Annotated in this window: 10 protein-coding genes and 2 pseudogenes; 3 read left to right on the top strand and 9 right to left on the bottom strand. The window is 72.6% G+C overall.

Annotation, left to right across the window (positions count from 1 at the left end; translation table 11 throughout):
- A pseudogene (locus tag EAO71_RS00410) lies at positions 1-162 on the bottom strand (uracil-DNA glycosylase); the annotation flags it as partial.
- A 77-nt stretch (positions 163-239) separates the two neighbouring features.
- On the opposite strand from EAO71_RS00410, the gene EAO71_RS00405 reads away from it, so the two are divergent.
- Positions 240-917 carry a uracil-DNA glycosylase gene (locus EAO71_RS00405; RefSeq protein WP_147975742.1) on the top strand — a complete coding sequence of 226 codons (678 nt, stop codon included), beginning with the start codon at positions 240-242 and terminating at the stop codon, positions 915-917.
- A gap of 63 nt (positions 918-980) precedes the next feature.
- Here the strand turns inward: EAO71_RS00405 and EAO71_RS00400 are convergent, their stop codons facing one another.
- Together EAO71_RS00400 and EAO71_RS00395 are read right to left on the bottom strand one after the other, a co-directional pair.
- Entirely contained in the window at positions 981-2,066 is a 1,086-nt protein-coding gene (locus tag EAO71_RS00400) for a WD40/YVTN/BNR-like repeat-containing protein (RefSeq protein WP_147975741.1), read from the bottom strand.
- 143 nt (positions 2,067-2,209) lie between these two features.
- Complete coding sequence (locus EAO71_RS00395; protein ID WP_147975740.1) at positions 2,210-3,292, bottom strand: NADH:flavin oxidoreductase/NADH oxidase; 1,083 nt, start codon at positions 3,290-3,292, stop codon at positions 2,210-2,212.
- Positions 3,293-3,420: 128 nt separating this feature from the next.
- Here EAO71_RS00395 and EAO71_RS00390 point away from each other — a divergent pair.
- A pseudogene (locus EAO71_RS00390) lies at positions 3,421-3,762 on the top strand (ArsR/SmtB family transcription factor); the annotation flags it as partial.
- Positions 3,763-3,784: 22 nt separating this feature from the next.
- Here the strand turns inward: EAO71_RS00390 and EAO71_RS00385 are convergent.
- Both EAO71_RS00385 and EAO71_RS00380 read right to left on the bottom strand, forming a co-directional pair.
- Positions 3,785-5,164, bottom strand: a complete 1,380-nt coding sequence (locus tag EAO71_RS00385) for an FAD-dependent oxidoreductase (RefSeq protein ID WP_147975739.1) — start codon at positions 5,162-5,164, stop codon at positions 3,785-3,787.
- Between the two features lie 125 nt (positions 5,165-5,289).
- Positions 5,290-5,940, bottom strand: coding sequence for a DUF305 domain-containing protein (locus EAO71_RS00380; RefSeq protein ID WP_147975768.1), 651 nt, complete (start codon positions 5,938-5,940; stop codon positions 5,290-5,292).
- A 216-nt stretch (positions 5,941-6,156) separates the two neighbouring features.
- Between EAO71_RS00380 and EAO71_RS00375 the strand changes: the two genes are divergently transcribed.
- The gene (locus EAO71_RS00375; RefSeq protein WP_147975738.1) at positions 6,157-7,677 is read left to right on the top strand and encodes an LVIVD repeat-containing protein; all 1,521 of its coding nucleotides are present in this window, start codon (positions 6,157-6,159) and stop codon (positions 7,675-7,677) included.
- Here EAO71_RS00375 and EAO71_RS00370 read toward each other — a convergent pair.
- The 4 genes from EAO71_RS00370 to EAO71_RS00355 all read right to left on the bottom strand — a co-directional run.
- On the bottom strand, positions 7,653-8,333 hold the full coding sequence (locus EAO71_RS00370) for a TetR/AcrR family transcriptional regulator (protein ID WP_147975737.1): 681 nt from the start codon (positions 8,331-8,333) through the stop codon (positions 7,653-7,655). The genes EAO71_RS00375 and EAO71_RS00370 overlap by 25 nt on opposite strands.
- A 129-nt stretch (positions 8,334-8,462) precedes the next feature.
- On the bottom strand, positions 8,463-9,116 hold the full coding sequence (locus tag EAO71_RS00365) for a phosphatase PAP2 family protein (protein WP_147975736.1): 654 nt from the start codon (positions 9,114-9,116) through the stop codon (positions 8,463-8,465).
- A gap of 56 nt (positions 9,117-9,172) precedes the next feature.
- Positions 9,173-10,120 carry a M56 family metallopeptidase gene (locus EAO71_RS00360; RefSeq protein ID WP_147975735.1) on the bottom strand — a complete coding sequence of 316 codons (948 nt, stop codon included), beginning with the start codon at positions 10,118-10,120 and terminating at the stop codon, positions 9,173-9,175.
- Between the two features lie 164 nt (positions 10,121-10,284).
- A partial coding sequence (locus tag EAO71_RS00355) for a DUF5134 domain-containing protein (RefSeq protein ID WP_147975767.1) occupies positions 10,285-10,572 on the bottom strand: 288 nt, incomplete at its 5' end.

Here is a 10,572-nt window from a genome sequence, read left to right as displayed (position 1 = left end):
GCTGTGCCCGATGGCCATGCCCGGCGTGGGATAGGGGTCCTGGCCCACGATCAGCACCCGCACCTCGTCGAACGGCTGCTGGAAGGCACGCAGGACGTGCTGTCCCGCCGGAAGGTACGTCCGGCCCGCGGCCACGGATGCGGCGCACCGCCCGGCGGAGGGGCGTCCGTGTACGGGACCGTGCCCGGGCGGGCTCCGTGGTGATCGACTGTCCGTGTAGGCCGGTAGGGTGACCGACTGTGGCAGCACGACCGTTGAGTGAACTTGTGGAGCCCGGCTGGGCCGAGGCGTTGGCGCCGGTCGCCGGAGGCATCGCGGCGATGGGCGATTTCCTCCGTGCGGAGATCGCCGCGGGCCGGACGTACCTTCCGGCGGGACAGCACGTCCTGCGTGCCTTCCAGCAGCCGTTCGACGAGGTGCGGGTGCTGATCGTGGGCCAGGACCCCTATCCCACGCCGGGCATGGCCATCGGGCACAGCTTCGCCGTCGCGCCGGACGTGCGGCAGCTGCCGGGCAGCCTGGAGAACATCTACCGCGAGCTGAACACCGACCTGGGTCTCCCGCGGCCGTCGAACGGCGATCTGACGCCGTGGACCCGGCAGGGGGTGCTCCTGCTGAACCGCGCGCTCACCACCGCCCCGCGGAAGCCGGGAGCCCATCGCGGCGCCGGCTGGGAGGCCGTCACGGAGCAGGCCATCCGCGCGCTCGCCGCCCGCGGCAAGCCGCTCGTGTCGATCCTCTGGGGCCGTGACGCCCGGAACGCGCGCCCGCTGCTCGGGGACCTGCCCGCCGTGGAGTCGGCGCACCCCTCCCCGATGTCCGCGGACCGCGGCTTCTTCGGCTCGCGCCCGTTCAGCCGCACCAACGAGCTCCTGGTCCGCCAGGGCGCCCAGCCCGTCGACTGGAGCCTCCCGTAGAGGTGTCCCGCCGACCGGGCCGGGTGCGGGCCCGGGGGCCGTGGTCCGGCCCCCGACGGGACGTCAGCCGATGACCGCCGCGCGTACGCAGAGCACGTCCGGCAGGTGCGAGGCGAGCTGCTGCCAGGTGTCGCCGTCGTCCGCGCTCGCGTACACCTCGCCGTTGCGGTTGCCGAAGTAGACGCCCGCGGGGTCGCCGTCGTCCGTGCACATGGCGTCCCGCAGCACCGTGCCGTAGTGGTCGTCCTCGGGCAGCCCGGCGCCGAGGGGCTCCCAGCTGCCGCCCGCGTCCGTGGTGCGGTAGACGCGGCAGCGGTGGTCCGCCGGCACCCGGTCGGAGTCGGCGTTGATGGGGAAGACGTAGGCCGTGTCGGCGCGATGGGGGTGCGCCGCGACGGCGAAGCCGAAGTCGGACGGCAGCCCGGCGCCGATGTCGGTCCACCGGGCGCCCGCGTCGTCGCTGCGGAAGACGCCCCAGTGGTTCTGCAGGTACAGCCGGTCCAGATCGCCCGCGTCCTGCGCGATCTTGTGCACGCACTGCCCGAACTCCGGGTTCGGATCGGGCAGGAAGACCGCCGACACCCCGTCGTTCGACGGCGCCCAGCTCGCACCGCCGTCCTGCGAGCGGAACACCCCGGCCGTCGACACCGCGACCGTCAGCCGTTCCGCGTCCCGCCGGTCGGTGACGATCGTGTGCACGGCCTCGCCGCCGCCGCCGGGCACCCACCGGTCCCGGGTCGGGTGCTCCCACAGGGGGCGGACCAGCTCGAAGGACTCCCCGCCGTCCTCGGACCTGAAGAGCGCGGCGGGCTCGGTCCCCGCGTACACGACGTCGGGGGAGTGGGCGGGTGCCGGGTGCAGCTGCCACACCCGCTCCAGCGAAGCGCCCGTGTCCTGGGGGAACTTGACCGCGGGCCGCGGGGGCTCGCTCCAGGTGGCCCCGAGATCGTCGGAGTGGAACACCGAGGGACCCCAGTGCGCGCTGTCGCCCCCGACGAGCAGCCGCGGGGTGCGGCGGCGCGTGTCGATGCCGATCGAGTACACGGCCTGCGCGTTGAAGTGCGGGTCGTCGAACTCCCAGCGGCCGTCGCGCCTGCGACCGATGAACAGGCCCTTGCGGGTACCTACCGTGAGCAGAACGTCGGGCATGGCCGATCCCTCCAGGACGCCGTTGTCGCGGACAGGGGCCAGTCTGCACCCGGCCACCGACAGCGGCTCCCGGAACGACGTCTCCCCAGGTCGGACGCGTGTTACCGGTCCGGCCCGGGGAGACGGCGCCGCGGCGCGCGGGCTCAGATCGCCCAGGCGTACTGGCTGGGGGCGTGGGTCTCGGCGCCCAGCTCCCGCGCGGCCCGGCGCGCCCAGGAGGCGTCCCGGAGCAGCTCGCGCCCGAGCAGGACGGCGTCCGCCTCGCCGTTGGCGACGATCTTCTCGGCCTGCGCGGGCTCGGTGATGAGGCCCACGGCGGCGACGGGGAGCCCGGTCTCGGCCTTGACCCGCGCCGCGAACGGCACCTGGTAGCCGGGGCCGACCGGGATCTCCGCCGGGCCGCCGTTGCCGCCGCTGGACACGTCGAGGAGGTCGACCCCGTGCTCGCGCAGCAGGGCCGCGAAGCGGACGGTCTCGTCCGCGGTCCAGCCCTGCTCCGCCAGCCAGTCGGTGGCCGAGATCCGGAAGAAGACCGGCAGCTTCTGCGGCCAGACCGCGCGCACCGCGTCGACGACCTCGAGCGCGAACCGGGTGCGGTTCTCGAAGGAGCCGCCGTACTCGTCCGTCCGGTGGTTGCTGTGCGGGGACAGGAACTCGCCGATGAGGTAGCCGTGGGCGCCGTGCACCTCGACGACCTCGAAGCCGGCCTCGAGCGCGCGCCGGGCCGCGTCCGCGAACTGCCCGACGATCTCCCGAATCCCCTCGGGGGTGAGCTCGGTCGGTACGGGGTGGCCGTCGGCGAACTCCACCGGGCTCGGTCCGACCGGCTGCCAGCCGTGACCGTCCTCGGGCACCGGGCCGCGGCCCTCCCAGGGGCGGTTCGTGGACGCCTTGCGCCCGGCGTGCCCGATCTGGATGCCGGGGACGGTGCCGTGGTCCTTGAGGAATCCTGCGATCCGGCGGAGCGCCGCGACCTGGGTGTCGTTCCAGATGCCGAGGTCGGCGGGGCTGATCCGGCCCTCGGGGGCGACGGCGGTGGCCTCGACCAGGATCAGGCCCGTGCCGCCGGTGGCGCGGGAGGCGTAGTGGGCGAAGTGCCAGTCGGTGGCGACGCCCGCGTTCGGTCCGAACACCTCTGCCGAGTACTGGCACATGGGGGCCATCCACACACGGTTGGGGATGGTCAGCGACCGCAGGGTGTAGGGCTCGAACAGGGCGACGCTCATGGCGGACTCCGTTTCTGGGGGCCTGGTGGATGCTCGTACGATACTCATCGTAGTACGGCATCTGTCAAACTACGAGAGCTCTCGTACAATGGCCGGGTAGCCAGGACACCGGACGAAGTGGAGCCGCCGTGACGACCGCGACCAACCCCCGGGTCCTCGACCACCCCGCGCGGGACGAGATCCGCCTGGAGGACGTGCTGCACGCGCTGTCGGACGCGGTGCGGCTGCGCATCGTCAGCGAGATGGCGCGCGAGGACGCGGAGTTGAGCTGTTCGCACTTCGACCTGCCGGTGACCAAGTCGACGACCACCCACCACTTCAGGGTGCTGCGCGAGAGCGGCGTCATCCAGCAGATCTACCGGGGCACGACCAAGCTGAACGCCCTGCGCCGCGACGACCTGGACGCGCTCTTCCCCGGCCTCCTGGACAGCGTGCTGGCCGCCGCCGCCGCGCAGTCCCGCCGTCTCGGCGACCCCCGGATCGCAGGATTCCTCAAGGACCACGGCACCGTCCCCGGCATCCAGATCGGGCACGCCGGGCGCAAGGCGGCGCAAGGCGGTCCGGGATCTTCACCCGCCCGCGCCCCAGCGAGCGGCCGAGCTCCGACTCGGCGCGTTCGATGGCGAGCCAGCCCGGCCAGGCGACCGGCTCGTGCCCCAGCTCGCGCAGCGCGGCCAGCGGCTCGGCCGCCACCGGCCGGGCGGCGAGCCGTTCCGCGTCGGTCAGGAGCGAGGCGACGGTCTCCTTGGCGCAGGGCCGGTTCGTGCCGATCACACCGGTGGGGCCGCGCTTGATCCAGCCCGCCACGTACTCGCCGGCGGACGGTTCACCGTCCCGCAGCACACGGCCCGCCGCGTGCGGGACCGTGCCCCGGGCCTTGTCGAAGGGCAGCCCCGGCAGGGCGACCCCCTGATAACCGACGGCCCGCAGGACCAGCTGGGCCTCGATCTCCTCGTACCGGCCCGTGCCCCGTACGCCGCCGTCGCCGTCGGGCTCCGTCCGCTCGAACCGCACCCCGCTGACCCGGCCGTTCGCGCCGAGGAGTTCCACCGGGCGGAGGAAGAACCGCAGGGTGACGGAGCGACCGGTCGCCGCGTCGGCGGGAGGCGCGTCCGCCCAGCCCCGGACGACCTCCAGGTTCCGCCGGTTCACGGCCGGCAGCCCCGACGGATCCGCGAGCGACGCGTCGAGCGCCAGATCGGCCGGCTCCACCCGCACCCGCGTGCCGGCGAGACCGCCCAGCTCCCGCAGCTCTTTCGTGGTGAACCTGGCCTGGCCCGGACCGCGCCGGCCCACCATGTGGACCGCGCGGACCCGGCTCTCCTCCAGGGCGGCGAGGGCCTCCTGGGGCACGTCCGTCGCCCGCAGCTCGTCCGACGAGCGGGCCAGGATCCGGGCGACGTCCACCGCCACGTTCCCCACCCCGATCACCACCGCGGACCGGGCGTCGAGTCCGAAACCGTCGGCGGCCGCGTCGGGGTGCGCGCTGTACCAGGCGACGAACTCGGTGGCCGAGTGGCTGCCGGCCAGGTCCTCGCCCGGCACCCCGAGCCGCCGGTCGCGCGCCGCGCCGACGCAGTACACGACCGCGTGGTAGAGCTCCAGCAGCCGGGCGGGTGTCAGTCCGTGCGCCCCGACCTCGACGTTCCCGAGGAAGCGGATCCGCTCGTCCTCCAGCACCGCGCGCAGGTTCTGCTGGAGGGACTTGATCTTCTCGTGGTCGGGCGCGACCCCGTAGCGCACCAGACCGTACGGGCACGGCAGGCGGTCGAGCACGTCGACCCGCACGTCGGGCACCGCCGACTGCTGTACCAGCGCCTGGGCGGTGTAGACCCCACTGGGCCCGGAACCGACGACAGCGACACGAAGCACGGCCGTACTCCTTCCCGCCGCGGGGAGTCCCGCCGAGAGGCTTCCAGCATCGCACCGCAGCCCTTCCGGGGGGAGGCGCGCGACACGGTCCTTTCGGGTGCCGCGCTTCCCCGGCCGCCCGGGGCCTACATCGACCGCATCCGGTTGATCTCCGAGCTCTGCTGCGCGATGACGTCGTTCGCCATCTCCTCCACCAGCACGTTGTTCCCGGAGCCGAGCACCTCCGCCGCCATCGACACCGCCCCCTCGTGGTGCGTGATCATCAACCGCAGGAAGAGACGGTCGAAAGCGGCCCCCTCGGCCTTCCGCAACTCCGCGAGCTGGGCCTCGGTCGCCATCCCCGGCATCGCGTGGTGGTCGTGCGCGCCCTGGTCGCGCGGGCCGCCGTTGTTTTTCAGCCAACCTTCCATCGCGCCGATCTCCGGCCGCTGCGCCGCGGAGATACGCTCCGCCACCTTCCTCACCTGCGTCGATCCGGCCCGCTGCGGGGCGAGCGCGGTCATCGTCAGCGCCTGCCGGTGGTGCGCGATCATCATCTGCACATAGCTGAAGTCCGCCGCGTTGGGTTTGTCGTCCGGCCTCAGCCGCGCCGCCTCCTCCGGCGATATCCGCCGGGCCGGTTCACCCGGCTTGCCGGGAGCCACCACCGCGGGACCCGAGGCGCCCTTCGCCCGCGGCGCGTCCGGATCGGGTCCCGACTCGCAGGCAGCCAGGGCCAATACGGCGGCCGCGCCGAGCGCCACGGCGACTGCTCCACGGATACGGCGGTTCAACACGACGACCTCCAGGGTGGTTCCGGGGACGAAGACCTGGCACGACAGCGGGGGTGGGCGGACGCGCGGACAGTGACCGTTCCTAGCACGCTTCCGTGGGTCGTTGATCAAAAACCTTCATTACGTCTGTGTTGCCATCTGTTGAGATGTGCATGCAAAGGAAGATACTGCCGGGGTCCATCAACCGTTCAACCACGAACGGACACAAGGGAGGACGGAGTGACTTCGTTGCGTTCCACGCGTACCCCGCGCGCACGGATCAGAGGACTGGGTGTGGCCACCGCCGCAGCCGGACTGCTGGTCAGCCTGCTCGCAGCCGGCCCCGCAACCGCCACACCCGACCCGGGTGACTCCTCCGCGCCGGGCACCGTCTCGGCTCAGCAGGCCGCCGAGGCGCGGTCCGCCATCCAGAGCGGCGAGATACCTGGTGTGGACGAGATCGTCCACAGCAAGAACATCGAACACCTCGTCAACATCCCCAAGGACGCGCTCCCGGGGACGAACTCCGACCTGGCCTTCCAGGGCAAGTACGCCTTCGCGGGCAACTACGACGGCTTCCGGATCTTCGACATCAGCAACCCGAGGGCACCCAGGACCGTCGCGCAGGTGCTGTGCCCCGGATCCCAGAACGACATCTCCGTCTCCGGCAACCTCGTCTTCCTCTCCACCGACTCCTCCCGCAGCGACAACTCCTGTGCCAGCACCACCCAGCCGGCCACGGAGAAGTCCTCCTGGGAGGGCATGAAGATCTTCGACATCAGCGACATCACCAACCCCAAGTACGTCGCCGCCGTCGAGACGTCCTGCGGCTCGCACACCCACACGCTGGTGCCGAAGCGCAAGGACGTCTACGTCTACGTCTCCTCGTACTCGCCGAACGCCGCCTTCCCCGACTGCCAGCCCCCGCACGACGGCATCTCGGTCATCAAGGTGCCCCGCAAGGCGCCCGAGAAGGCCGCGATCGTCAACTTCCCCGTCCTCTTCCCGGGCGAGGGCCCGGACGGCGGCGGAAACCCCGGCGGCCCGACCAACCCGGGCGTCTCCAAGACCACCGGCTGCCACGACATCACCGTGCTGCCGGGCAAGGACCTCGCGGCCGGCGCCTGCATGGGTGACGGCATCCTCTTCGACATCGCGGACCCCGAGCGCCCGAAGGTGATCGACCAGGTCCAGGACAACGTCAACTTCGCCTTCTGGCACTCGGCCACCTTCAACCAGAAGGCCGACAAGGTCGTCTTCACCGACGAGCTCGGCGGCGGCGGCGCCGCCACCTGCAACGCGGCCGTGGGCCCGAACCGCGGCGCGGACGGCATCTACGACATCGTCGGCAAGGGCAAGAAGCGCAAGCTCGTCTTCCGCAGCTACTTCAAGATCCCGCGCCACCAGGCCGACACCGAGAACTGCGTCGCCCACAACGGCTCGCTGATCCCGGTCAAGGGCAAGGACCTGATGGTCCAGGCCTGGTACCAGGGCGGCGTCTCCGTCTGGGACTTCACCGACTCGGCCAAGCCCAAGGAGATCGCCTACTTCGAGCGCGGCCCGCTGTCCGCCACCACCATGGTCACCGGCGGCGCGTGGTCGGCGTACTACTACAACGGCTACATCTACTCCAACGACATCGCGAAGGGCTTCGACGTCCTGAAGATCTCCGACCGTCGTACCGACCCCGCGAAGCGGATCCGGATGGACGGCCTCAACGTCCAGACCCAGCCGGACTACTTCGACGACTTCGACCGCTGATCCGACGCGGTCACCCGGCCCACCAGGGCCACCGGCGTGATCGGCACGCCGTCGGGCGGACCTCCGTCCGGCGGCGTGCCGCGCTCCCATTCGAGCCCGTACCGCTGGAACAGCTCCGCGCGCAGCCGGCTCACCGGCATCGGCGCCCCGGGCAGCAGCACCGCGACCACGGCACCCATCAACAACGCCCGCAGCAGGGGGTAGTCCGTGTCCGGGTCGGCCGAGCCGTACCGCACCATCGTGTCCCGCAGCAGGGCGGCGAGCCGCTGCTGCTCCGGGCAGCGCACGAAACCCTCCGCCTGCAGGATCAGCGCCATGTGCGTCCGCATCAGCACCGGCCGGTCCACCGCCAGGCCCAGTACCGCGTCGATCGCCCGCGCCAGGCGCTCCCGGCCGTCGTCGGTCCGCGGCTCGCGCTCCAGCGCCTCCTCCAGCGTCAGGTGCATCAGCCGGTGCACGGCGGACTGCAGCAGCTGACGCTTGCCCGGGAAGTAGTAGGAGATCAGCCCGCGCGCCGAACCGGCCCGCTCGGCGATGTCGCCTAGTGTCGTCGCCTCGTACCCCCGCTCGGAGACCAGCTCGACGGTGGCCTGCAGCAGCCGCTCGCGCGAACGGCGACGAAGCTCTTCATTGACCGATGCGCTACGCGGGGACATGCTGGACTCCTGCGTTGACTGGCTCGCGGCCAATATACTCAGCGCATCCTGCTGTCGTGCCTTCGCGGCCGGTCAGCGGGGCTGCCGTCTGTTCTGGGCGACGCGGGGGATCGTCCAGGACAGGCGGCGTCACGAGCCTTCTCCCATTGTCCTCCGCTTCCCCGCGGGGGCCGCCCGGCGGTACGTGAGGATCGCGACGGCGACGCACGTCCACCCGAGGAGCCAGCCGGCGACCACGTCCGACGGCCAGTGCACCCCCAGGTACACCCGGGTCCACCCCACGCCCAGCACCGACACCACCGCCGCCACGGCGAGGACGCTCCAGCCCCGCCACGCCTCCCGCCAGTGCAGCGCGAGCACCCACAACAACAGCCCGCAGCTCACCGTCGCCGTCAGCGCGTGCCCCGAGGGGAACGCCGCGTACTGCGCCGAGTCGACCGGGTCGGGCCAGCTGGGCCGGGCCCGGCCCACCGCCGCCTTCAGCCCCTGCTGCAGCGCCGCCGCCAGCACGCTCGTCACCGCCAGCCAGAGCGCCTGCCGGCGGTCCCCCCGCCACCACAGCACCACCACCGCCACCGCGATCAGCGCGCGCATGGTCCACGGATCCCACACCCAGTCGGTGAGGATCCGGTTGACACGCGTGAAGCCGGGTTCGGCCACCGCGCTGCGATGCAGCGCGTCGACGACCCACCGGTCGAGGGAGAGCAGCGGAGGCCATCCCACGGCCACCAGGACGAGCAACAGCACGGCCAGGGCACCGGACACCACCGCGGAGGAGCGCATGGGGTGATCCTCCCCGACCCGCGCACCGAACGGAGCGACCGGCTCCGCGAAGGCGGCTAACCGAGTGCCCGCAGCGCCGGAACGAACGCCACCAGCACCGGCACCACCGGCACCAGCGCCGCGGCGGCGGTCAGCCGCAGGCGCCGCCCCGCCGTGAACCGCGGGGCGGCCCTGAGCAGCCGGTCCACCCGGCGCGGCAGATCCGCGCCCGGATCCGTGCCCGGTCCGAACACGCCGCGGTCCTCGTTGAGTTCCACCAGCGCCAGCGCGATCGTCAGCCGCCCGAAGCGGCGCGAGGCGACGTCGTCGGCCGCCAGCTCCACCAGCCGGTGCATCTCGTCCCGGAAGGCCGCGAAGACCGGAATCCCCGGAAAGCCCGTCGCCAGCGCCCCCGAACAGTGCCGCAGCCAGTCGTGCCGCGCCCGGGCGTGTCCCTGCTCGTGCGCGAGCACGGCGTCCAACTGACGCCCCTTGAGGCGGCGCAGCGCGGCCGTCGTGACGACCAGCTGCGGGGCCGGACCGGGGAGCAGCCACGCGTCCGACCGCTCGCCCTCCAGGACCACGAGACGCTCCTTGCCGGAGCCGCCGTCCCGTTCCTCGCCCGGCAACAGCGGGGACCGGCGCAGGAGTTCCTCGCGGCGCTGCCGGCGCCGGGCCCGCGCCCGGCCGATCTCCCGGCCCAGCATCGCGCCGCTCCACAGGCCGCCACAGGCGAGGGCCACCGCGAGCACGGCCGACCAGGGCCGGCCGGCGCCCAGTTCGTACGCCTCCAGCACGCCGCGCGGTGCGGGCGCGAAGACGCCGCCCCGCACCACCTGCCAGGCCGCCGCCGCGCTGAACGTCATCGACAGCGCGAAGCTCAGCAGGACTCCGGCCACCACGCACTGCCACACCCAGAGCGCCACCACCGGCTCGCGTTCCGCCCAGTCGGACCGCGACAGCATCCGAGGGGCCACGACAGCGGTGAGGACGCCGAGCGCGAGCAACGCGAGGGAGACCACCATGGCGTCAGACTATGAGGGCCGTGCTACTCGGGGGTATGCCCGCGCGCGGCAAGTGACGTACGCCACGGTTTCGCCCGGCGCGTCGGGCCACGCCCCTTGTGAGGCGGGGACGGCCGGCGGCGTCCCGGGTCAGCCGGGCAGCCGGAGCGGCCCGGTGCCGGTGCTCACAGCGTCACGAGCATCGCCAGCATCGCCAAGGCCATCGACAGCCGGCAGACCAGCGTGAACTCCGGGCGCTCCGCCCAGAGCACGGGAGCGGCGCCCGCCGGCGCCGCCACCGGGACCAGACGCGCCCCCGCCCGCAGGACGTATACCGAGTAGTACGCGAGCAGCGCTCCCGTGAGCAGCGGTATCCCCCCGGTGCCCGCTGCGCCGTGCCCGTATACCGAGTAGTACGCGAGCAGCGCTCCCGTGAGCAGCGGTATCCCCCCGGTGCCCGCTGCGCCGTGCCC

The sequence above is a fragment of the Streptomyces sp. MS191 genome, from assembly GCF_008042125.1.
In the GTDB taxonomy this organism is placed as follows: domain Bacteria; phylum Actinomycetota; class Actinomycetes; order Streptomycetales; family Streptomycetaceae; genus Streptomyces.
Note: the sequence above shows the minus strand (reverse complement) of the source record. Positions and strands in the feature narration are given on the sequence as shown.

Excerpts from the sequence above, each read along its gene's own strand:
- EAO71_RS00400 (WP_147975741.1), bottom strand. The coding sequence starts at position 2,066 with ATGCCCGACGTTCTGCTCACGGTAGGTACCCGCAAGGGCCTGTTCATC.
- EAO71_RS00395 (WP_147975740.1), bottom strand. The coding sequence starts at position 3,292 with ATGAGCGTCGCCCTGTTCGAGCCCTACACCCTGCGGTCGCTGACCATC.
- EAO71_RS00370 (WP_147975737.1), bottom strand. The coding sequence starts at position 8,333 with ATGTCCCCGCGTAGCGCATCGGTCAATGAAGAGCTTCGTCGCCGTTCG.
- EAO71_RS00365 (WP_147975736.1), bottom strand. The coding sequence starts at position 9,116 with ATGCGCTCCTCCGCGGTGGTGTCCGGTGCCCTGGCCGTGCTGTTGCTC.
- EAO71_RS00360 (WP_147975735.1), bottom strand. The coding sequence starts at position 10,120 with ATGGTGGTCTCCCTCGCGTTGCTCGCGCTCGGCGTCCTCACCGCTGTC.